This is a genomic window from Streptomyces sp. AM 4-1-1 (assembly GCF_029167625.1).
GTDB lineage: Bacteria > Actinomycetota > Actinomycetes > Streptomycetales > Streptomycetaceae > Streptomyces.
In genome coordinates this window covers 3,506,590-3,528,647 of record NZ_CP119145.1, presented here as the reverse complement: position 1 = coordinate 3,528,647, position 22,058 = coordinate 3,506,590, and the positions used below count along the sequence as shown (strand labels likewise).

Annotated in this window: 19 protein-coding genes; 10 read left to right on the top strand and 9 right to left on the bottom strand. The window is 67.4% G+C overall.

All coding sequences use genetic code 11. The annotated features are described in order from the left end of the window. Nucleotides 1-151 precede the first annotated feature (151 nt). The 9 genes from rpmH to PZB75_RS15055 all read left to right on the top strand — a co-directional run bounded on the left by rpmH (nt 152) and on the right by PZB75_RS15055 (nt 7,042). On the top strand, nt 152-289 hold the full coding sequence (rpmH, locus tag PZB75_RS15095; RefSeq protein WP_030930485.1) for a 50S ribosomal protein L34: 138 nt from the start codon (nt 152-154) through the stop codon (nt 287-289). A gap of 18 nt (nt 290-307) precedes the next feature. Continuing rightward, nucleotides 308-679, top strand: coding sequence for a ribonuclease P protein component (gene rnpA, locus PZB75_RS15090; RefSeq protein WP_275535809.1), 372 nt, complete (start codon nt 308-310; stop codon nt 677-679). After that, complete coding sequence (gene yidD, locus PZB75_RS15085; protein WP_275535808.1) at nt 676-1,035, top strand: membrane protein insertion efficiency factor YidD; 360 nt, start codon at nt 676-678, stop codon at nt 1,033-1,035. Before rnpA ends, yidD begins: the two co-directional genes overlap by 4 nt. 3 nt (nt 1,036-1,038) lie before the next feature. Then, the gene (yidC, locus tag PZB75_RS15080) at nt 1,039-2,298 is read left to right on the top strand and encodes a membrane protein insertase YidC (RefSeq protein ID WP_275535807.1); all 1,260 of its coding nucleotides are present in this window, start codon (nt 1,039-1,041) and stop codon (nt 2,296-2,298) included. Between the two features lie 14 nt (nt 2,299-2,312). Beyond that, entirely contained in the window at nt 2,313-2,825 is a 513-nt protein-coding gene (locus tag PZB75_RS15075) for a R3H domain-containing nucleic acid-binding protein (protein ID WP_275535806.1), read from the top strand. Nucleotides 2,826-2,931: 106 nt separating this feature from the next. Continuing rightward, nucleotides 2,932-3,648 (top strand): 16S rRNA (guanine(527)-N(7))-methyltransferase RsmG, encoded by a 717-nt coding sequence (gene rsmG / locus PZB75_RS15070; protein WP_275535805.1) that lies wholly within the window; start codon nt 2,932-2,934, stop codon nt 3,646-3,648. Between the two features lie 292 nt (nt 3,649-3,940). Beyond that, nucleotides 3,941-5,023 carry a ParA family protein gene (locus PZB75_RS15065; protein ID WP_275538721.1) on the top strand — a complete coding sequence of 361 codons (1,083 nt, stop codon included), beginning with the start codon at nt 3,941-3,943 and terminating at the stop codon, nt 5,021-5,023. Continuing rightward, the gene (locus PZB75_RS15060; protein WP_275535804.1) at nt 5,020-6,120 is read left to right on the top strand and encodes a ParB/RepB/Spo0J family partition protein; all 1,101 of its coding nucleotides are present in this window, start codon (nt 5,020-5,022) and stop codon (nt 6,118-6,120) included. Before PZB75_RS15065 ends, PZB75_RS15060 begins: the two co-directional genes overlap by 4 nt. Nucleotides 6,121-6,424: 304 nt before the next feature. Beyond that, the gene (locus tag PZB75_RS15055; RefSeq protein WP_275535803.1) at nt 6,425-7,042 is read left to right on the top strand and encodes a GNAT family N-acetyltransferase; all 618 of its coding nucleotides are present in this window, start codon (nt 6,425-6,427) and stop codon (nt 7,040-7,042) included. Between the two features lie 100 nt (nt 7,043-7,142). Here PZB75_RS15055 and trxA read toward each other — a convergent pair whose 3' ends face one another. The 6 genes from trxA to PZB75_RS15020 all read right to left on the bottom strand — a co-directional run bounded on the left by trxA (nt 7,143) and on the right by PZB75_RS15020 (nt 16,678). Then, nucleotides 7,143-7,475 (bottom strand): thioredoxin, encoded by a 333-nt coding sequence (trxA, locus tag PZB75_RS15050; protein ID WP_275535802.1) that lies wholly within the window; start codon nt 7,473-7,475, stop codon nt 7,143-7,145. Nucleotides 7,476-7,517: 42 nt separating this feature from the next. Next, entirely contained in the window at nt 7,518-8,489 is a 972-nt protein-coding gene (trxB, locus tag PZB75_RS15045) for a thioredoxin-disulfide reductase (RefSeq protein ID WP_275535801.1), read from the bottom strand. Nucleotides 8,490-9,586: 1,097 nt separating this feature from the next. After that, nucleotides 9,587-10,291, bottom strand: a complete 705-nt coding sequence (gene sigM / locus PZB75_RS15035) for an RNA polymerase sigma factor SigM (RefSeq protein ID WP_275535799.1) — start codon at nt 10,289-10,291, stop codon at nt 9,587-9,589. A 26-nt stretch (nt 10,292-10,317) separates the two neighbouring features. Then, a complete protein-coding gene (locus PZB75_RS15030) occupies nt 10,318-12,018 on the bottom strand; it encodes a serine/threonine protein kinase (RefSeq protein ID WP_275535798.1) in 1,701 nt (566 codons plus the stop codon). Nucleotides 12,019-12,147: 129 nt separating this feature from the next. Beyond that, on the bottom strand, nt 12,148-14,307 hold the full coding sequence (murJ, locus tag PZB75_RS15025) for a murein biosynthesis integral membrane protein MurJ (protein ID WP_275535797.1): 2,160 nt from the start codon (nt 14,305-14,307) through the stop codon (nt 12,148-12,150). Nucleotides 14,308-14,356: 49 nt separating this feature from the next. Beyond that, the gene (locus PZB75_RS15020; protein ID WP_275535796.1) at nt 14,357-16,678 is read right to left on the bottom strand and encodes a DUF6049 family protein; all 2,322 of its coding nucleotides are present in this window, start codon (nt 16,676-16,678) and stop codon (nt 14,357-14,359) included. A 168-nt stretch (nt 16,679-16,846) separates the two neighbouring features. Here PZB75_RS15020 and PZB75_RS15015 point away from each other — a divergent pair, with 168 nt between their 5' ends. Next, on the top strand, nt 16,847-18,289 hold the full coding sequence (locus tag PZB75_RS15015; protein WP_275535795.1) for a CCA tRNA nucleotidyltransferase: 1,443 nt from the start codon (nt 16,847-16,849) through the stop codon (nt 18,287-18,289). Nucleotides 18,290-18,433: 144 nt separating this feature from the next. Here PZB75_RS15015 and PZB75_RS15010 read toward each other — a convergent pair whose 3' ends face one another. The 3 genes from PZB75_RS15010 to PZB75_RS15000 form a co-directional block, all read right to left on the bottom strand. Further along, complete coding sequence (locus PZB75_RS15010; RefSeq protein ID WP_275535794.1) at nt 18,434-19,717, bottom strand: MFS transporter; 1,284 nt, start codon at nt 19,715-19,717, stop codon at nt 18,434-18,436. A 193-nt stretch (nt 19,718-19,910) separates the two neighbouring features. Then, the gene (locus PZB75_RS15005; RefSeq protein WP_275535793.1) at nt 19,911-20,993 is read right to left on the bottom strand and encodes an inositol-3-phosphate synthase; all 1,083 of its coding nucleotides are present in this window, start codon (nt 20,991-20,993) and stop codon (nt 19,911-19,913) included. Between the two features lie 60 nt (nt 20,994-21,053). Further along, nucleotides 21,054-21,761, bottom strand: coding sequence for a PadR family transcriptional regulator (locus tag PZB75_RS15000; RefSeq protein WP_275535792.1), 708 nt, complete (start codon nt 21,759-21,761; stop codon nt 21,054-21,056). Nucleotides 21,762-22,058 lie beyond the last annotated feature (297 nt).

Below are 22,058 nucleotides of genomic sequence, written 5' to 3'. Positions count from 1 at the left end.
GATGGCTGCTGCCGCCTGCCTCCGATGGGCAAAGGTCACGATCTGTGATCGTGAAGCGGTGCACTAAGGCGTTTACGCGAGCTTCTCGTGGGCGCACGGTGACAGCCAGGCGATGTCCCGCCAACACACGAATCATTTCTGGAGCCCCCGAGTGAGCAAGCGCACCTTCCAGCCGAACAACCGTCGTCGCGCGAAGACCCACGGCTTCCGGCTGCGTATGCGCACCCGTGCCGGCCGCGCGATTCTCGCGTCCCGCCGTGGCAAGGGTCGCGCCAACCTGTCCGCCTGATCGCGTACAGGTCATGACGTGCTGCCTACCGAGAATCGGCTGAGGCGGCGCGAGGACTTCGCGATCGCGGTACGCCGGGGACGTCGGGCCGGACGCCCGCTACTCGTCGTACACCTACGTAGTGGTGCTACGGACCCGCACGCGACAGGGGAGAGTGCTCCCCCGCCGCGTGCGGGTTTCGTTGTCAGCAAGGCGGTAGGTGGTGCGGTCGTACGCACAGCGGTGAAGCGCAGGCTTCGCCACCTGGTCCGAGAACGACTGTCCGTGCTGCCCCCCGGTAGCCTGGTTGTCGTACGTGCGTTGCCCGGTGCGGGTGACGCCGGCCATGAACAGCTGGCCCGAGACCTGGACGCCGCGTTGCAGCGGCTCCTGGGAGGGGGCGCGCGATGAAGTACCCGTTGCTGGCTCTCATCAAGCTGTATCAGTGGACGATCAGCCCACTACTAGGGCCTGTCTGCCGTTACTACCCGTCGTGTTCCCACTATGGATATACGGCGATCGACCGGCACGGTGCCATCAAGGGAACAGCGCTGACCGCATGGCGCATCCTGCGATGCAATCCGTGGTCACCAGGCGGCGTGGACCATGTCCCACCACGCAAGCGTCCGCGTTGGCACGAGCTGCTGCGTAACGCTCTGCGTGGCAGCAAGGGCGGGAACTCCGCCGATGCTGTGCCTCCCCAGGGGGCGGTCTCCGAACCCCCGAGCCTGGCCACAGAGACCTCGCCCAATGCTCAAGGAGCCTGATTAGTGGACACGATTGCCAGTCTGTTCAGCTTCATCACGTACCCCGTTTCCTGGGTGATCGTCCAGTTCCACAAGCTGTACGGAGCGATCTTCGGGAACGACACGGGCTGGGCCTGGGGCCTGTCCATCGTGTCCCTGGTGGTACTGATCCGTATCTGCCTCGTCCCGCTCTTCGTGAAGCAGATCAAGTCCACCCGCAATATGCAGGTGCTCCAGCCGAAGATGAAGGCGATCCAGGAGCGCTACAAGAGCGACAAGCAGCGTCAGTCCGAAGAGATGATGAAGCTGTACAAGGAGACGGGCACCAACCCGCTCTCCTCGTGCCTGCCCATCCTGGCGCAGTCCCCGTTCTTCTTCGCCCTGTACCACGTGCTCTCGGCCATCGCCTCGGGCAAGACCATCGGCGTCATCGACCAGCCCCTGCTCGACAGCGCGCGCAAGGCCCACATCTTCGGTGCCCCGCTGGCCGCGAAGTTCATGGACCACGGTGACAAGGTGGCCAGTCTGGGCGCCTCCCTGACCGATGTCCGGGTCGTCACCGCGGTCATGATCGTCATGATGTCCGCGTCGCAGTTCTTCACCCAGCGCCAGCTGATGACGAAGAACGTCGACCTGACGGTGAAGACCCCTTACATGCAGCAGCAGAAGATGCTGATGTACATCTTCCCGCTGATCTTCGCCGTCATGGGCATCAACTTCCCCGTCGGTGTCCTCGTCTACTGGCTGACCACCAACGTCTGGACCATGGGTCAGCAGATGTACGTGATCAACCAGAACCCGACGCCGGGCAGCAAGGCGCAGGACCACTACCTGGAACGTGTGCTGAAGAGCGTCACCGCTCATGGCGAGGTCCGCGGCAGGGCCAAGCGCAACGCGGTCAAGCGGATCGTCGCCAAGGGTGCCGACCGCAACGACATCGAGCGCAAGTTCATCGTGGGACTGGGCAAGCTCGGCCTGGCACCCCAGGAGGACGGCAAGGTGGTCAAGAGCGACACCGCGGCCGCCGAGGCCGAGAGCGCGGCGGCCAGGCGACAGCAGCCCAAGCGCCAGTCCAAGGCGAAGCGTCAGACCGCTGCCCAGCAGAGCGCGGACAAGAGCACTGATTCCACCGACATGGGGCCCAAGACCTCGTTGCAGAAGCAGGACGAGTCCCAGGACGCCAAGTCCAAGCCGGCGGCCAAGCCCGCGTCAGGCTCCTCACGCCAAGCCAAGTCCGGACAGCGCAAGGGCCCGCAGCGGCCCAAGCACCCGTCCAAGAAGTAAGAAGGAGTCCACCCGTGACGGAAGGCACCACTTCCACGGCCGCTGAGGGCAGCGACACCTTGACCCGTCTTGAGCAGGAGGGGGAGATCGCCGCCGACTACCTTGAGGGCCTGCTCGACATCGCCGATCTCGACGGCGACATCGACATGGACGTCGAGGCGGACCGGGCTGCGGTCTCGATCATCAGCGACGTCTCGACCCGTGATCTGCAGAAGCTCGTGGGCCGCGACGGTGAGGTGCTGGAAGCACTCCAGGAGCTGACACGCCTGGCCGTGCACCGGGAGACCGGTGACCGCAGTCGGCTGATGCTGGACATCGCGGGATTCCGGGCAAAGAAGCGTGAGGAACTGGCCGAGCTGGGCGCCAAGGCCGCGGACGAGGTCAAGAGCACCGGCGAACCGCTGAAGCTGGCCCCGATGACGCCGTTCGAGCGCAAGGTCGTGCACGACGCCGTCGCGGCGGCCGGTCTGCGCAGCGAGTCCGAGGGCGAGGAGCCGGAGCGCTTCGTCGTCGTTCTTCCGGCCTGACCGGACCCTTGTACTGTCGGCCCCGTCTGTTCGCAGGCGGGGCCGACTTTGTCAGCCTGATTCAGCCACCCACAGCGCGGTAGTGCGGTATGGAAGGACGGTCCTCGTGACGGAGGCAGCAGAACTCCCCCAGACGCCGGAAGCGGCGCAGGCGGTATTCGGTGAGTTCCTCCCGGAGGCGGTCCGGTACGGGGAACTGCTCGCGGACGCCGGAGTCAAGCGTGGACTCATCGGTCCGCGTGAGGTGCCACGGCTGTGGGAACGGCACCTGCTGAACTGCGCGGTGCTCTCCGAGGTCGTGCCCGAGGGGGTCACGGTCTGCGACGTGGGGTCCGGGGCAGGACTGCCGGGCATTCCGCTGGCGCTGGTCCGTCCCGACCTGAAGATCACCCTGCTTGAGCCTCTGCTGCGTCGCACGAACTTCCTCCAGGAGGTCGTCGAGCTCCTGGGGCTCGACCATGTCACGGTGGTCCGTGGCCGCGCCGAGGAAGTCCTGGGAACCCTGCAGCCGGTGCATGTGGTGACGGCTCGCGCCGTGGCTCCGCTCGACCGGCTGGCCGGGTGGGGTGTTCCCCTGCTGCGCCCGTACGGAGAGATGCTGGCCCTCAAGGGCGACACCGCCGAAGAGGAGATCCAGGGCGCACGCGCCGCTCTGAGCAAGCTCGGCGTGGTGGAGGCCGAGGTGCTGCGGGTCGGCGAGGGCCTGGTCGATCCCCTCTCCACCGTGGTGCGCGTGGTGGTCGGGGAGAGCCCCGGCGGTGTGAGGTTCGCCGCGAAGAGGGCAAAGGCCGCGAGGGTCAGTCGCACGCGCCGTCGGCGTTGAGGAGGAGCCTGTCCCGGCGGAAAGAGCGCCGTGTGGCGCTTGCGCCGGGCTTCTCGGTGATGCTCCATAGAAGGTGCCATGTGTTCCCGCGCGGAGTGTCGGGACTGCCCTGTGACCCCTCCCGTGCATCGTGTTTCACGTGAAACGTCGCTCTCTGCTCCAGGGAATCATCGGTCGCGGTCGTGCGGCTGCCGCGCCGCGCGGCCGCAAGCCCGCACGGGTTGCGGGGTTGTCCACAAAAGCGGGTTCATCCACAGAAGAGCGGGCCTCGCTGGTTCACGACCCCGAAAGCATGGCAGGCTCTGTTCATTGCGAGCTTGAAGTCGAGGAGAGTGAATCCTTGCGGTCCGACGCCAATATTGCGGGACCGATGGCCGATCCGGTCCCCGGTCCCCGTACCGAGTCGGTGGGGGAAGGTGTTTCACGTGAAACACCACCGCCACCGATGGACGACACCCCCATCGGCCACGCGGCCCAGCTGGCGGTCCAGGCTCTTGGGCGCGCGGGCGAGGGGCTGCCCCGCCCTGACCAGACGCGCATCATGGTGGTGGCCAACCAGAAGGGTGGGGTGGGCAAGACGACCTCGACGGTCAACCTTGCCGCTTCACTGGCCCTGCACGGCGCCCGCGTCCTGGTCGTCGACCTCGACCCGCAGGGCAATGCCTCCACGGCCCTGGGGATCGATCACCATGCTGACGTTCCCTCGATCTATGACGTCCTGGTGGACAGCCGACCGCTTTCCGAGGTGGTTCAGCCCGTCCCCGACGTCGAAGGTCTCTTCTGCGCCCCAGCGACCATCGATCTCGCCGGTGCGGAGATCGAACTGGTTTCGCTGGTGGCGCGGGAGAGTCGACTGCAGCGGGCGATCCAGGCTTACGAGCAGCCGTTGGACTACATCCTCATCGACTGCCCGCCTTCGCTCGGATTGCTGACGGTCAACGCGCTGGTCGCCGGCGCCGAAGTGCTGATTCCGATCCAGTGCGAGTACTACGCGCTGGAGGGGCTGGGGCAGCTGCTGCGTAACGTCGACCTTGTGCGGGGGCACCTCAACCCGGATCTGCATGTGTCGACGATCCTGCTCACCATGTACGACGGCAGGACCCGGCTCGCGTCCCAGGTGGCCGAGGAGGTACGCACTCACTTCGGCAAGGAAGTGCTGCGTACGAGCATTCCGCGTTCGGTGCGGATCTCGGAGGCTCCGAGCTACGGCCAGACGGTCTTGACGTACGACCCTGGGTCCAGCGGTTCGCTGTCCTACCTCGAAGCGGCCCGTGAGATCGCTCTCCGAGGCGTCGGAATGCACTACGAGGCCAAGCACGCGCACACAGGCACGCAGAACAGTCAGCAGAACATCTCGGAGGGGAAGAACCAGTGAGCGAGCGTCGTAGAGGGTTGGGACGTGGGCTCGGTGCACTGATCCCGGCCGCTCCGCAGGAGAAGCAGGTGCCGGCCGGGGTGGGTTCGTCATCGCCAGGAGCTGTTCCGGTGCTGACGGCCGAGCGGGGGATCGCAGCGGCGAAGGTGACCTCGCTGGCGTCCGCGCCTGCGGCGCAGGAGCCAGGTGTCTCCGTACCCGCACCGGCGGCGGAGCCCACCGTCGCGAGCACTGACTCCACCGGGGCGTACTTCGCCGAGATCCTTCTGGGTTCCATCACACCCAACCCCCGCCAGCCGCGCGAGGTGTTCGACGAGGACGCGCTCGCGGAGCTGGTCACCTCCATCAAGGAGGTCGGACTCCTCCAGCCCGTCATCGTGCGGAAGCTGGGACCGGAGCGCTTCGAGCTCATCATGGGCGAGCGGCGCTGGAGGGCTTGCCGCGAGGCCGGTCTGGAACGGATTCCGGCCATCGTCCGGGACACGGACGACGAGAAGCTTCTCCTGGACGCACTCCTGGAGAACCTTCACCGGGCCCAGCTCAACCCGTTGGAAGAGGCAGCCGCGTACGACCAGCTGCTCAAGGACTTCAAGTGCACGCATGATCAGCTGGCCGACCGGATCGGCAGATCACGCCCGCAGGTGTCCAACACCCTGCGTCTGCTGCGACTGTCGCCCCCTGTGCAGCGAAGGGTGGCCGCCGGGGTGCTCTCGGCGGGGCACGCGCGGGCGCTGCTGTCGGTGGACGACTCCGAGGAGCAGGACCGGCTGGCTCATCGCATCGTGGCCGAGGGGCTTTCCGTGCGAGCGGTCGAGGAAATCGTGACGCTGATGGGTTCTCGTCCGACGAGCACCGTCAAGCCGAAGGGGCCCCGGGCAGGTGGCCGGCTCTCGCCCGCTCTGAGCGACCTCGCCTCACGGCTCTCGGACCGTTTCGAGACCCGGGTGAAGGTCGACCTCGGGCAGAAGAAGGGAAAGATCGTCGTCGAGTTCGCCTCGATGGAGGATCTGGAGCGGATTCTCGGCAGTCTCGCGCCGGGCGAGGGGCGGGTGCTGGACAGCTCTTCGGGCAGGTCTGAGGGCGTCGAAGAGGGCTGACCTCTTCGTACAGCCTGTGGGGCGGGCCGCGACCCGGGAAGTACCCGATCGCGGCCCGCCCTTTGCATTTCCACGGTGTCTGCTTCGTCTCCGGGTGGATACGATGCGTTTGCCGTATGACGCATGACCTTGATCCGCCTCGGGGGGAGGGCCGGCCACGCGATCAGTCAGCCACGGCCGGGCAGAGCCACCACGGTGCTTGGTCCGGGAGCCGTCCGGGATTCGTCGGCAGCCTGCTCCATGAACGGGGAGCGCTGACCGCCGCACAGGATGCGGCGGACGAAGGAAGTGAGGAACAGCCTCCATGGGGCGTCGGCTCGCACCGCTCACACTCGACAACCTCTCGGACCTTCCCAGGCGCTGTCGCTCGTGCGTCTTCTGGGAACTCGATCCGGTCAGCGGGGAAGCGGCGGTAAGAGCGGGCAGGCCCGGGGTGGAGAAGGAGGCATGGATCTCCGCCGTCCTGCTGGAGTGGGGCTCATGCGGACGGGTCGTGTACGTGGACGACGTGCCGGTCGGCTTCGTCCTCTACGCGCCCCCGGCCTACGTCCCCCGGTCCACTGCCTTCCCTACGAGTCCGGTCTCTCCCGATGCCTTGCAGCTGATGATGGCTTGGGTCATGCCGGGCTACCAGGGGCAGGGGCTGGGCCGGGTCATGGTTCAGACGGTGGCCAAGGATCTGTTGAGGCGGGGTTTCAAGGCGGTCGAGGCATTCGGGGACGCCCGCTGGACGGAGTCTGCCTGTGTGCTCCCCGCGGACCATCTGCTGGCGGTGGGGTTCAAGACCGTACGACCCCATCCGAGGTATCCGCGGTTGAGACTGGAACTGCGCACGACTCTTTCCTGGAAGGAAGATGTCGAGCTGGCTCTGGACAGACTGCTGGGAGCGGTTCAGAAAGACCCCGTGTTGCGACCCCTCTGAACATTTCCAGGTCGTCTCGGCGGACCGAAGTCGTCCCGCATACGGAACAGGCCCACCCCGAAGGGTGGGCCTGTTCCACGTGAAACGGTGAACGGCGGCTCTACTGGCCGATGAAGGCTTCGAGATCGCGAAGAATGGCGGCCTTGGGCTTGGCGCCGACGATGGTCTTGGCGACCTCGCCACCCTGGTAGACGTTCAGGGTCGGGATGGACATCACGCCGTACTTGGCGGCGATGGCCGGGTTCTCGTCGATGTTGAGCTTGACGATCTCGATCTTGTCGCCGTGCTCAGCCGCGATGGCCTCCAGAGAAGGGGCGATCTGACGGCACGGACCGCACCAGGCAGCCCAGAAGTCGACCAGTACGGGCTTCTCGCTCTTGAGGACGTCCTCGTCGAAGGAGTCGTCAGTCACGTTCTTCAGGGCGCCGGCCACGGCGGCCTCCTTAACTTCGCGGGATGTTGGGTGGAACACGGATCAGACTGCGGGGGTCTTCTCCGGCTCGGCGGGCTCTTCGTCCGTGAGCGCAGCGAGGAAGCGCTCGGCGTCGAGCGCGGCGGAACAGCCGGTGCCCGCAGCGGTGATGGCCTGACGGTAGGTGTGGTCGACCACATCGCCCGCGGCGAAGACACCGGAAACGTTGGTGCGCGTCGAGGGGGCCTCAACCTTGAGGTAGCCCTCGTCGTCGAGGTCGAGCTGCCCCTTGAAGAGTTCGGTACGCGGGTCATGACCCACGGCGATGAACAGGCCGGTCACCGCAAGCGGGGCGGTTTCGCCGGTCTTGGTGCTGCGGAGGGTCACGCCGGAGAGCTTCTGCTCACCATGGATCTCGGCGACCTCGCTGTCCAGGGCGAACCGGATCTTCGGGTCGGCGAAGGCACGGTCCTGCATGGCCTTGGAGGCGCGCAGGGAGTCGCGGCGGTGGACGATCGTCACGGACTTGGCGAACCGGGAAAGGAAGGTCGCCTCCTCCATGGCCGTGTCGCCACCACCGACCACGGCGATGTCCTGGTCCTTGAAGAAGAAGCCGTCGCAGGTGGCGCACCAGGAGACACCGCGCCCGGAGAGGGCGTCCTCGTTCGGCAGTCCGAGCTTGCGGTGCTGGGAGCCCGTCGTGACGATGACGGTCTTCGCGCGGTGCACGGTGCCGGCCGTGTCGGTGACAGTCTTGATCTCTCCGCCGAGATCGACGGCGACCGCATCGTCCGGGATCAGCTCGGCGCCGAAGCGCTCGGCCTGGGCGCGCATGTTGTCCATGAGGTCGGGACCCATGATGCCGTCCTGGAAACCCGGGAAGTTCTCCACTTCGGTGGTGTTCATCAGCGCACCACCGGCCGTGACGGCGCCCTCGAAGACCAGCGGCTTCAGCGACGCGCGTGCGGTGTACAGGGCCGCGGTGTAACCCGCCGGCCCAGATCCGATGATGATCACATTACGGACGTCGCTCACGGGATTCTTCCTCGTCTCTGCCTGCTGCCACTGCCGGATTGGGGCCGGTTCAACGACTCTCACCCCACCCAACCGATCCTAAGGGGGATACATTCCCGCCGTGCCCGGGCACCGGCGGTCGGTTCAGGAGCGTGGATATGCGCGCGTCATCAGTAGCCGGCCCCTGGCTGCGGGTCCGTCGCCGACGCAGGACGCGTCAACCATGTAGGCCTGCACCTGAGCGATGTCGGTGGCGTGCGGGAGAACCACGAGGAAGACATCGGTGCCGTCATACATGCCCTCTTCGAAGGTGAGGGCCGGTGTGGCCCGTCCCGTTCCCTTCTGTACGCAAGGAGGGACGGAGAAGGCTTCGGCACGCATCGGAGCGTTCGGTGAAGAAGGGGGAGAGAGAGGTGAGGCAGGAGCGCTGTTCGGGAGGGACGAGCCGGTGTCCACGCTGGGGGCGCGCTTTTCGGTCGAGAGTTCTCCGGGAGGGGCGCTCCGGTGCAGTAGTGCCTGTACGTGCCTTTGCAGAGTGGACTCGGAGAAGGTCTGTCGGCCGGAGTCCGCAGAGGCGCTGATACCGCTTTCGGTGCTTCGGGCGCCGGTGGCGTCCGGTGACGGTTGGGCCGTCTGGAGCATGAAGACGCTGACGCCGACGGCAACCGCTCCGAAAGCGGTGCCGAGTATCGCTGTGCGACGGCGGCTCCGGGTCGGGCCGCGGCCGGGCCCGGTGGGCCCACGTGAGTGACCGGCCGGCCGGTCCACCAGGGCGGCATTCGTGTCCGCAGCGATAACCGGCTCTGTTTCACGTGAAACAGAGCCTGATGTTTCACGTGAAACATCAGGCCCCCGGTCGGACGCGGGAGATGTGATGAGGGTTTCGACAGCGAGTACCGCGTCGATACGCGCCGCGACATCGTCGGGCATCGGCTCCGGAGCGGGGAGCGCGCCGAGCAGTCCGCGGATTTCCTCCAGGGAGGCATGGACGTCACCGCAGAGACCGCATCCGTCCAAATGGCGTTGGACGTCGGCGGTACGCGCGGGCGAGAGGAGTCCCTCGGTCAGATCGGAGATCTCGGAGACGTCCGGATGCTGAGGCATGTCGGTCGTGGATGTCACGCGCCCCCACCTCCGCCTTTCACCGCGGCAGGATCGTCCACTCCTGCGTCCCTTGGTCCCGACGCGGGTGGGACGGATGCCCTGGCCGTGTGGTTCCTTTCCATGGTGGTGCCGTCCCCGTCCCGGTCCGTGACACGCAGATGGGAGAGCAGGGGAGCCAGCCGGGCCCGGCCGCGTGCGCAGCGGCTCTTGACGGTGCCGACGGGCACGTCGAGGATGCGGGCGGCCTCCGCCACGGGGTAGCCGTGCATGTCCACCAGCACGAGTGCGGAGCGCTGCTCCACGGGGAGGGTGGTCAGCGCGGCGAGGAGCTCTCGGTGCAGATCCCGGCGTTCGGCGGGCGCTTCGGCGGACTCGTGCGGCTCCAAGAGCTGATCCAGCCGTTCGGCGTCGTCAACGGGCGACGTCTTGCGGGAGGTGGCCTTCCGTATCCGGTCGAGGCAGGCGTTGACGGTGATGCGGTGCAGCCAGGTGGTGACCGCGGACTGACCCCGGAAGGTGTGTGCGGCGCGGAAGGCCGAGACCAGGGCGTCCTGAACCGCGTCGGCGGCCTCCTCGCGGTCGCCCAGCGTGCGCAGGGCGACGGCCCAGAGCCGGTCGCGATGGCGGCGTACCAGCTCACCGAAGGCGTCGGGTTCGCCGGCGACGTGCTGGGCGATCAGCTCACGATCGTCCGTGTCGCGGAACCTGGCGTCGTCCAACGGTGAGCCCCCTCCCTCTGCCGCCGTCAGCTGGTGATCTTGATGTCCGAGATCTTGCCTCGGAAGTACTGCCCGTCACTGTGCGGCAATTTCGTGAGCCACACGAGGACGTAGCGAGCCCGTACCGGCTGTCCGGGCTTGAGCGAGACCTTGTTTCCGGAGCCCGAGGCCACCTTGGTGAAGCCGCTGGGGCGTTGTGGGACGGACGCGTTGTCCGTGGTCCTCAGCTCGACCGAAGTGGCGCCTCCGAGGAAGGAGACGTCCACCGCGCCGACCTGCTGGACCTTGCCGAGGTCGAGAACCACTCCGACGCCGTCCTTGAGACCACCGAGCCTGGCACCGTAGTAGCCGTCGGTCTGCCAGTAGGTGCTGGGATCGCCGTCGTAGACATGGTCTATGTCCTGGGGCTTCTCGGAGCCGTCGCCGAGCGGGTCGTAGTCCCGGGCGCCGGTGATGGTGATCGGCTTGTGCACCTCGACGGCGTTGCTGTCGTCGTCCTTCTCGGTCTGCGTGGACACGGGATCCACCGAATCGCTCTCATGGTTCAGGAGCTTCTCGGCGAGCTGCCAGCTGCCCAGTCCCAGCGCCGCGATGAGCAGGGCGGACACGGCCCACTTGAGGACCTTGCCCGTACGGCTCTGGAGCGGAGGTGGCGGGGCGGTGACCACGGGCTGTGTGACGGCGGCCCCTGGGCGGACCTGCGGACGTGCGTAGCTGCCCTGCTGATAGGTCGTGCGCTGGTACTCGGGCGGAGCCGTGAAAAGGGGCTCCGGAGGCCGGATGCGGGGCATCGCCGCGACCGCTTTGGCCAGCTCGTCAGGGGTGGTGCAGGGCTGCTCCTGCCGGGAGGCGGTGGCGCCGTCGTTGGCGAGGGCACGCATGGCGAGTTCGGAGAGACCACGGTGGACGCCCGCCCTGACCTGGTCCGGCGGGATCAGCCCCACCCCCTTGGGCAAGCCGGAGAGGCCGTACGCGTCACTCTCGTACGGCCAGCGCTTCGTCAGCGCGGCGTAGAGCAGTGCGCCGATGGCCTCGGTGTCCGTGCGCTGCGGGCTTTCGGCGGTGATGCCCCGCAGGGCGGCGTTCACCGCGAGGCCCCGGATGCGGTACTGGCCGGTCGACGACCGCAGAACCGCGCCCGGGGTGAGCCTCAGATGCGCCAGGCCCTCCCGGTGCGCGGCTGCCATCGCCTGGGAGAGCTGGCTGACCAGTTGGTACGCGTCGTGCGCCTCCAGCGGTCCCAGGGCCAGCAGAGCGGTGAGCTCGGTGGCGTCGGGGAGCCATTCGTGGACGACGTAGACGAGCTTGTCCTCCTCGACCGCGTCGAGTACCTGGACGAAACGGGGGTCACCGAGCAGTGCGGAGGACCGGGCGGCGGCCAGCACCGAACGGGCGCGCGGGTGGTCGGAGGGAAGCAGATGAACGCCCACCGCACGGCGCAGCTTCTCGTCGACCGCGCGCCAGCTGCTGAATCCGTCCAGGCGGGTGACGCACTCCTCCAGCCGGTAGCGCTGGGCCAGCTTGTGACCGCTGTGCAGATCGAGGGCCGGTGCCGTCGCCTCCGAGCTCTCCGGCTCATCCTCCGCGTCCGTGCCGCTCGGGCCCGTGTCCGCTGTCTCCTGGGCTTTCGCCGTTCCGTCGGTCGTGGCTCGGTCCGCCTTGGCGGTCAACGGCTCATCGCCGCTGTTGTCGGCCACGTCGACGGCAGCCGTGCTACGTTCCGCCACCGTCGTTCCTGCCTCCCCATCCGTTGCGCGATGCCAGCCAGCTCTGCACAGTCACGCCAATTGTGCCCACACTCCGGTGCTATGCACGACACGCGGCAACGGGCGATGGTTGTGCGAACCGGTGATCAATCAGCGGCCGAGCCGACCCCGGACCATGCCGACCATGCCGTTGATCTCCTCGATCCGCATGCGCTTGGCGGCCACGACGAAGATTCCCAGCAGGACGGCACAACCGGCGACGAGTGCCACCAGCGAACCCACGGCGCCGTCGCCGAGGACCCTCATCAGGGCGAGGCCCGCACCGCCGCCGATGACGGCGGCCGGGACCGCTGCCAGACAGAGACGAGCGTACGTGCGCAGCACGTGGGTGCCGTCCAGGTCCCCGCCCAGCCGGGTGCGCAGCCGACGCCATGCGACGCCCACTCCCACCGCGTAGGCCAGCCCGTAGGAGCCCGCCATTCCCACGACGGCCCACTGGGCCGGAAGGACCAGATAGCAGACAGTGGAGGCCGCGGCGTTGACCGCCGCGACGATGACCGTGTTGTAGAAGGGGGTGCGGGTGTCCTCGTACGCGTAGAAACCGCGCAGCACCACGTACTGCACGGAGTACGGGATGAGCCCGAGACCGAACGCCATCAGGATGAAGCCCATGGAACGGGCGGCCTCGGTGCCGCTGGAGGCGTACAGCAGGGTGCACATCGGCAGACCGAGTGCGAGGAATGCGAACGCGACCGGCACGATCGCCACGGCGGAGTTGCGCAGGCCCTGGGAGATGTCGTCGCGTACCGCGCCCGGGTCGTTGTCGTGTGCGGCCCGGGAGAGGCGGGGCAGCAGCGCCGCCATGACCGAGACGGTGATGATCGCCTGCGGCATGCCCCAGATCAACTGGGCGTTGGAGTAGGCGAGGAATCCCGCGCCGTCCTTGCCGGAGGTCTTCCCCGCGGCGGTGGCGAGCCGGGTGACGACCAGGACGCCCGCCTGGTTGGCGAAGACGAACAGGACGGTCCACTTGGCGAGTTTGACCGTCTTGCCGAGCCCATGGCCGCGCCAGTCGAAGCGGGGCCGGAAGCGGAAGCCCGCCTCGCGCAGATACGGGATCATGGCGAGGGCCTGCACGATGAGACCGAGCAGTGTTCCGATACCCAGCAGACGGATGCCCTCGGGCGGGATCGTCTGGACGCCCATCCGGGATTCGGCGGACGTGCCGTAGACCCAGATGAACATGCCGAACGTGAAGATCATGACGATGTTGTTGAGGACCGGGGTCCACATCATCGCCCCGAACTTCCCACGGGCGTTCAGGATCTGGCCCATCACCACATGGACACCCATGAAGAAGATGGTCGGCAGGCAGTACCGGGCGAAGGTGACGGCCACGCTGTTGGCCGCCGCGTCGTTCGCGATGGTCGGCGACATCATCCGGATCAGCGTCGGTGCGGCGAAGACCGCGAGCGCCACGATGACACCGAGCACGACCATCACCAGGGTCAGCAGCCGGTTGGCGAAGGCCTCACCACCGTCCTCGTCGGTCTTCATGGACCGGACGAGCTGCGGCACAAAGACCGAGTTGAGGCCGCCGCCCACGGTGAGGATGTAGATCATCGTCGGCAGTGTGTACGCGATGGTGAAGCTGTCGCCGAGCAGGGCAGCACCGAGCGCGGCAGTGATCACCAGGGTGCGTACGAAGCCGGTGAGGCGGGACACCAGCGTGCCCGCCGCCATCAGAGCGCTGGATTTCAGCAGGCTGGAGGCCCGGCCGCCGGACTTCTGCTGGACGGACGCCGGGGCGGGCTCGGGCTCGGGTGCGGCGGGCACACCGCCCGAACCCTCCTGGTCGCGGAAGAGATGGGCGAACGCGTCGGGTTCGGTGTACCCCTCCGACGCCTGGGTGACCAGGTCGTCCACCCCCACGTACTGGGTGGCGGCCGCGTTGTCCCCGTACGGGAGGTGGCGGGAGGGTCCGTCGGGCTCGGGCGGCGGGGTCTGGGCCCAGATCCTCGGGTCGGGGGCGTACTGGGCGGCGGGGGGCTGCTGATAGAGGGGCTGCGGCTGCTGGTACGTGCCAGGAGGCGGCGGGGGGTGCGCGGCGCGGTCGTACAGTGCTTCGCCGACCGGGTCCTGCGCGGAGAGGTCCTGGGCCCGATAGGGGTCGTAGTCGTAGGCGTCCTGCAGGTACGGGTCGGGTACGGGGGGCGGCACCTGGCCGGAGCCGTGAGGTGGCGGTGGGCCACCCGAATATCCCGCTCCGCCCGTTCCCTGGCCGCGGTCACCGTCGTACGGCGCGTTCATCGAAACCCCACCTCATCGTCCCCGGCCGACCGGCCACGAGAGAAATCGCTCAACGGTCCACTTTCTCACCCGGGCCCGACGGGGCCCCGCTTTCCGGACCGGTGTCCGGTGTCGGGTCACTCGGCTGCTCGGGTTCACCGTTGTCGTCCTCCGCCGTTCCGGACGCGTCGGCCGCGGCCGCGCGCTTGCGCCGCGTGTACATCCTGATGCCCGCGAGCACCAGGAGCAGCAGACCGCCTGCGATCACCATGAGCACGGCCGGAGTGACCTCGGAGACCTTCACGGAGAAGGTCATCTCCTCGCCGTACGGCCTTCCGTCCGTGGTGTAGAGCTGCGCTCTGACCTGGACCTGGCCGTTGACGTTGGCCGCGGCCGCGAACTTCACGGACTGGCTGTGCCCGCCCGCCGTCCTGATGGGCTGCTCCGCCACGGCTCCGCCGTCGTTCAGCCTGAGACGCGTGGCATTGTCGGAGGTCAGTCGGAGAACCAGGTTGTCGACGCCCTGGAGCAGCTTGTTCTGCACGGTCACCGGGATCGTCGCGCTGCGGCCCGAGAGGGTGACGTCCGACTTCTCGATGAGCTGGACCTCGTTGGTCAGGCTCCGGAGGTAGGCGGACACCGAGTCGCGGTACCGCTGGGCCTCCACCGGCCGGCCCCGCCAGGACGTCGACATGGAACGGTTGATGGCGTTCCCGAAGGGGGTCACCACCCGCTCGGGCTGGGTGAGGATCATCTGGAAGCTGTTGAGCGAGTCCTGGATCTCCTTGACGTCCTCGAACGCCTGGACGGGCAGCTCCTGGGCGCGGAGTTTCCTCGGGTACCGGGAGGTCGGTGGAACCTTGGTCGTCGCACGGGCGTCGGGCTTCGTCTCGGCCGCCGCCACCAGGTCGACGGGGCGGGTCCAGCGCTGGTCGTCGAGAGCGTGCAGGGCCCGTGCCATCGACTGGGCCTGGGCGGCGGACGGAAGCCGCTGAGGAGCCACGACGACGCTGCGCGGCTCATCGGAGTCCTGCTGCCCCAGTGCCATGGTCTGCGCGAGGAACTTCTGGACGGCCAGAGTGGAATTCTCCGCCTTCGACATGTCGCCGTCGAACGCCTGCGAGAGCCGGACATCGGAAACCACGGCGGTGGTGCCACCGCCGATCGGCCTGGCCGCGCTCGGGGTGTACAGCAGACCACCGGTCTCATCGAGACTGTCGCTGCGGGCGATCACGTTGTGGGCGCCCGCAGAGGTGGCGACGTCGACGATCGACGGGTCGATCGCTCCGTCGACCGGCCAGGCGAAGTCGGTGGACGGCGTCACATGCAGCACCGTCTCCACCGTCGACCGGGCCACCTGGGTGGCCGTCTGGAGATGACTGAGGGTCCCGGAGACGTTCTTGCCCCGGTGCGCGATGGACGCCAGGTCGGGGTCGGCGAACGGCAGCGCGACCACCTTTCCACCCGCCACCGCGCTTTCCAGGGCGGTGAGCCACTTCTTCGCGACCGCTTGGTTCTGACCGGCGACGGTGGTGTCACCGGACTTGACCCGGTAGTTCTTCGTCATGGCGTCGACCCCCGCCAGAAGATCCGGGTCGACGACCCAGGTCACGGGGAGCTGGCTGCCCAGGGACACCAGCTGTTCCAGCCGGCCTCCGGGCGCGAGTTCGGCGGCCAGGTCGTCATCCGCGAAGACGGGCGTCTGCTGTTCGTCCGTACCGGTCTCCGCCGTGAGGTGCGCCGACGCGATGAGCGGCCAGAGATAGGTGAGCTGGGTCTTGTCGTCCTTGGCTCCGGGCTGCCACGGCAGGAACGTCCGCTCGATGCCGAGGACCTGTTCGTAGGGGGCGCGGGAGGTCTGCCCGGTGATCGAGACACCGAGCTGGTACACCCCGGCCTCGTCGAGACCCAGCTTGTCCACGGGAACGGACAACGTGAAGTCCTGACCGGCGCCGACGGGAAGCTTCGCGAACTTCAGCGTGTACTTCCCGCCCACCACGGTGGCATCACTGCCGGGGGTGTACCCCGTACGGTCGGCGGCCTGGTCGATCGCGGTCCGGCCGGTCAGCTTCGGCCCCACCCGCAGATCCACCTCGGCCTTGGTGACCGCTTCCTTGCCCCTGTTGGTCAGCGTGCCGGTGACCGTGACGGTGTCTCCCTTGACCGGCGCGCTGGGGGTCAGGGAGTCCAGGGAGACATCGACGGTACGGGAGCCGGTGGCGCCCTTGCCTGCCACCGCGACGGCTGTTCCGGTGGCATGCGCCGACGGCGTGCTCGGCGCGATGAGGAGGCCCGTCACCAGCGGCACCCCGAGGAGCAGAGCGGCTGTGTGCCGCAGCAGGCGGCGGGCAGGAGAGGGACGCATCCCCTGAAAGACTGCCGCCTCGGCCACGCGTCTACCCGTCCCTCGTCGTCAGCTGCTGTCGGTGGTTGTCGGTTGCTGCGACCCCGATGGTAACGATGCGCGCCGGGGCCGTGCGCCTACATGATCGGAAGAGTCTCGCAGGGCTCCGACAAACGATGACGTCGGGGCCGGTCCGGGCACGTACCCTTTTCTGTTGTGCCGAACGCCAACGAACACAACTCCAGCGCACTGAACCAGGTGCAGCTCCGCGCGGTCAGCGAACTGCTGCGGGTGTCCCCGGTCGCAGACGACCTCGCCCGCCGATTCCAGGAGGCCGGATTCAGTCTCGCCCTGGTCGGCGGCTCGGTCCGGGACGCGCTGCTCGGCAGGCTCGGGAACGACCTGGACTTCACGACCGATGCCCGCCCCGAGGATGTGCTGAAGATCGTCCGGCCCTGGGCCGACTCGGTCTGGGAGGTCGGGATCGCCTTCGGCACCGTGGGATCGCAGAAGGACGGCTACCAGATCGAAGTCACCACATATCGGTCCGAGGCGTACGACAGGACCTCCCGTAAGCCCGAAGTTTCCTACGGTGACTCCATCGAGGACGACCTGGTGCGCCGTGACTTCACGGTCAACGCGATGGCCGTCGCCCTGCCGGAGAAGGAGTTCATCGACCCGCACGGAGGACTTGGCGATCTGGCGGAGCGGGTTCTTCGCACCCCCGGCACACCGGAAGCCTCTTTCTCCGACGACCCGCTGCGGATGTTGCGCGCCGCCCGGTTCGCCGCCCAGCTGGACTTCGAGGTGGCGTCCGACGTCCTCACGGCGATGACGGACATGGCCGGACGTATCGAGATCGTCTCCGCGGAACGGGTCCGGGAAGAGTTGAACAAACTCCTTCTGTCGGCCCATCCCCGTAAGGGCCTGGCGCTCCTGGTCGACACGGGGCTGGCCGATCGAGTGCTGCCTGAGCTGCCGGCACTGCGCCTGGAAAGTGACGAGCATCACCGTCACAAGGATGTCTACGAGCACTCGCTGACCGTCCTGGAGCAGGCCATCGCGTTGGAGGAGGACGGCCCGGACCTGATTCTGCGGCTGGCCGCTCTGCTCCATGACATCGGCAAGCCGAGGACGCGGCGCTTCGAGAAGGACGGGGGGGTCTCGTTCCATCACCATGAGGTGGTGGGCGCCAAGATGGTCAAGAAGCGCATGACCGCGCTGAAGTACTCCAACGACATGGTCAAGGACGTCTCGAAACTGGTGGAGCTGCATCTGCGTTTCCACGGTTACGGCGCCGGTGAGTGGACGGATTCCGCCGTCCGCCGCTATGTGCGCGATGCCGGCCCGCTTCTGGACCAACTGCACAAGCTGACCCGCTCGGACTGCACCACGCGGAACAAGCGCAAGGCGAACGCTCTCTCGCGGGCCTATGACGGGCTCGAAGAGCGCATCGCGCAGTTGCGGGAACAGGAGGAGCTGAACGCCATCCGGCCCGATCTGGACGGCAACGAGATCATGCGGACCCTCGGGGTCGGCCCCGGTCCTGTGATCGGCAAGGCTTACGCGTTCCTGCTGGAGCAGCGGCTGGAGCACGGCCCGATGGAACACGAGGCTGCGGTGAACGCGCTCAAGGAGTGGTGGGCCGCTCAGGGCTGAGCTCATGAGGAGACGTCGGCTGAGCCGAATACGAGCAGTGCCCGAGCGGTGGCGGACATGTTTCACGTGAAACATGACCGCCACCGCTCGCGTGAGGAGCGCTGTTTCACGTGAAACAGCGTGTGTCCGGGCCGGCTGGCAGCCTCAGGTCACAGCATTCGGGGCGCGCGGGCGCATGCGGCTCCACCGGTACAGGGCCACCGCGACCAGTGCGTACAACCCGGCGGCCCCGGCCACCACGACCGTCGACCGCCCGTCGGGAGGAAGCGCCAGCGCCGAGATCGCGGCGGCTCCCACGAAGGCGACGTTGAACAGCACGTCGTAGAGCGCGAAGACCCGGCCGCGGAAGAGGTCGTCCACCTCTGTCTGCGTAACCGTGTCAGTGGCGATCTTCGTTCCCTGGGTGACGAGCCCCACGACGAAGGCCGCGATCAACGTGGGTGTGACGACGAACGACAGCCCAAGGGCAGGCACGAGCACCGCGGCAGCCACTGCGCAGAGGCTCATCCAACCGAACCGGCCGAGCAGCCTCACCGCCCACGGTGTGAGCACAGCCGCTGTGAAGAAGCCGACGGCCGAGACACCGAGCGTCAGTCCGAGCAGAGCCAGACCGTGGGCCTCGGTGTCGGACCAGGCGTATCTGCACAGCATCAGCATCATCACGGTCAGCGCCCCGTAGCAGAAGCGGATCACTGTCATCGCGGCCAATGCGCGGGCGGCTTCCCTACGCTCCCGGAGATGGCGCAACCCGTCGGCGAGCCCTCGGGTGGTGATGGCCAGGGCCTGCCTCAGTCTGGTTCCGGCCTCGTCGGCCTCGGGCCCGAGAAGGTCGCGGGCGAAGCCCAGGGACGCCAGCGCCGAAGCGAGGTAGAGCGCCGCGCCCAGCAACACCACTGCGGCATCGGAGTCCGCGATCACGATCCGTACGACGAAGGCGAGACCACCGCCCGCGGTGGCCGCCAGAGTGCCCGCGGTCGGTGACACGGAATTGGCGATCACCAGCCGGTCCTTGTCCACGAGGCGTGGAAGCGCGGCCGAGAGCCCGGCCAGCACGAAGCGGTTGACCGCGGTGACACAGAGCGCAGAGGTGTAGAAGAGCCAGTCGGGCGCCGTGGAGAGGATCAGCAGGGCCGTGCAGCAGGCGAGCCCGGCGCGGAGCAGGTTGCCGTACAGGAAGACCTGGCGCCGCGGCCACCGGTCCAGGAGTACCCCGGCGAAAGGGCCGATGAGCGAGTAGGGCAGAAGGAGTACCGCCATCGCCGACGCGATGGCACCGGCCGAAGCCTGCTTCTCGGGGGAGAAGACGACATGCGCGGCGAGCGCCACCTGGTAGACACCGTCGGCCGACTGGGAGAGAAGCCGTACGGCGAGAAGGCGACGGAAGTTCCGAAGACGCAGAAGAACGCGCAGATCACGCACGACGGACATGGGTGTAAGCGTCACACACGTTGATCACGTGCGACAGGCGGGCCGGAGGAAGCCACGCGCCTTGTCCATGGCGTGCGGTAGGCGCAGGGCGGGCGCCACACGCGTTGAGGGGCCCCGGACGTCTGTCCGGGGCCCCTCAACGCGGATAACAGGGAGGAGCGTTGACGCTCGTCGCTCCGCCTCGTCGGCGGCGTCAGCGCTCGATGTCGCCGCTGATGAACTTCTCGACGTTCTCGCGGGCCTCGTCGTCGAAGTACTGCACGGGCGGGCTCTTCATGAAGTAGCTCGACGCCGAGAGGATCGGTCCACCGATGCCGCGGTCCTTGGCGATCTTCGCGGCGCGAACGGCGTCGATGATGACACCGGCGGAGTTCGGCGAGTCCCAGACCTCAAGCTTGTACTCGAGGTTCAGCGGAACATCACCGAACGCGCGGCCCTCAAGGCGCACATAGGCCCACTTGCGGTCGTCCAGCCAGGCCACGTAGTCCGAAGGACCGATGTGGACGTTGTCCGCACCCAGCTCGCGGTCGCGGATCTGGGAGGTGACGGCCTGCGTCTTGGAGATCTTCTTGGACTCCAGGCGCTCGCGCTCGAGCATGTTCTTGAAGTCCATGTTGCCGCCGACGTTCAGCTGCATCGTGCGGTCCAGGACGACGCCCCGGTCCTCGAACAGCTTCGCCATCACACGGTGCGTGATGGTGGCGCCGACCTGCGACTTGATGTCGTCACCGACGATCGGGACACCGGCCTCGGTGAACTTGTCCGCCCACTCCTTGGTACCGGCGATGAAGACCGGGAGAGCGTTGACGAAGGCGACCTTGGCGTCGATGGCGCACTGCGCGTAGAACTTCGCGGCGACCTCGGAACCCACGGGCAGATAGCAGACGAGGACGTCGACCTGCTTGTCCTTGAGGATCTGGACGATGTCGACCGGCGTCTCCGCGGACTCCTCGATGGTCTCGCGGTAGTACTTACCGAGACCGTCGTGGGTGTGGCCGCGCTGGACGGTCACACCGGTGTTGGGGACATCCGCGATCTTGATGGTGTTGTTCTCGCTGGCGCCGATGGCGTCCGCGAGGTCGAGGCCGACCTTCTTCGCGTCGACGTCGAAGGCGGCGACGAACTCGACGTCCCGAACGTGGTACTCACCGAACTGGACGTGCATCAGACCGGGCACCTTGCCGGCCGGATCGGCGTCCTTGTAGTACTCGACGCCCTGTACCAGCGAGGCGGCGCAGTTGCCCACGCCGACGATGGCTACGCGAACCGAACCCATTCCGCTTGCTCCCTGTGTGTTTTCGATGTTCCGATGAAGCCCCGCCGAACTGCGGAGACTTCACTTGGCGGTGTCGTCGGACGGATCCGGCGGGGTCGCACCCCGGTGCCGGGGCAGGCCGCCCGTCTCTCCTGATATGTCCTGCTGAGCGGCGCCCTCGGGGGAGGACCGTCGCTGATCCCGTCCCGAGCGCTCGCTCTCGATGAGCTCGTTCAGCCAGCGCACTTCGCGCTCCACCGACTCCATGCCGTGCCGCTGCAGCTCAAGCGTGTAGTCGTCAAGGCGCTCGCGGGTACGGGCCAGAGAGGCGCTCATCTTTTCAAGACGCTCCTCCAGCCTGCTGCGACGGCCTTCGAGCACGCGCATCCGCACCTCGCGCTCCGTCTGACCGAAGAAGGCGAACCGAGCAGCGAAGTGCTCGTCCTCCCAGGCGTCAGGACCTGTGTGCGAGAGCAGCTCCTCGAAGTGCTCCTTACCTTCCGCCGTCAGCCGGTAGACGATTTTGGCGCGGCGCCCTGCGAGTGAGGAGGCAGGGGCGACCGCACGTCCGGCAGCGGGTGGAACGGCTGCCGGGACGCTGCCCGGCTCCTCGATCAACCAGCCGTTGGCGACCAGCGTCTTGAGGCAGGGATAGAGGGTGCCGTAGCTGAAGGCGCGAAAGATGCCCAACGACGTGTTGAGGCGTTTGCGCAGCTCATAGCCGTGCATCGGGGACTCGCGGAGCAGACCGAGTACGGCGAATTCGAGGATGCCGGAGCGTCTGCTCACCTTCGCCTCTCTCCTTCTCCGAGTAGGTCTCCGAGTGGATCTCCGAGTGCTTCCGCGGAGTCCCTATGCCGAGCTGATGTATCGACTCGATACATCAGGACGATAGATCGGCCGCCCCGTTGTGACAAGGGGCATGATCGTGAACGGCGTCACATCAATAAATACAGAGAAGCGACTTGTGTGGTTTGGGGTGAACTTCGGCCCTAGGAGGGTTTTGACCGTGCGTAGTCTGTCCCGCATGCAGACCGCCGGGAACCTTGTGATGCCCGCGCGCGTCAGTCATCGCGGACTACCGGA

What these genes read in the sequence shown, in the direction of transcription:
- yidD (WP_275535808.1), top strand. Translation starts at nt 676, where the DNA reads ATGAAGTACCCGTTGCTGGCTCTCATCAAGCTGTATCAGTGGACGATC.
- PZB75_RS15065 (WP_275538721.1), top strand. Translation starts at nt 3,941, where the DNA reads ATGGCAGGCTCTGTTCATTGCGAGCTTGAAGTCGAGGAGAGTGAATCC.
- PZB75_RS15055 (WP_275535803.1), top strand. Translation starts at nt 6,425, where the DNA reads ATGGGGCGTCGGCTCGCACCGCTCACACTCGACAACCTCTCGGACCTT.
- murJ (WP_275535797.1), bottom strand. Translation starts at nt 14,307, where the DNA reads ATGAACGCGCCGTACGACGGTGACCGCGGCCAGGGAACGGGCGGAGCG.
- PZB75_RS15010 (WP_275535794.1), bottom strand. Translation starts at nt 19,717, where the DNA reads ATGTCCGTCGTGCGTGATCTGCGCGTTCTTCTGCGTCTTCGGAACTTC.
- PZB75_RS15005 (WP_275535793.1), bottom strand. Translation starts at nt 20,993, where the DNA reads ATGGGTTCGGTTCGCGTAGCCATCGTCGGCGTGGGCAACTGCGCCGCC.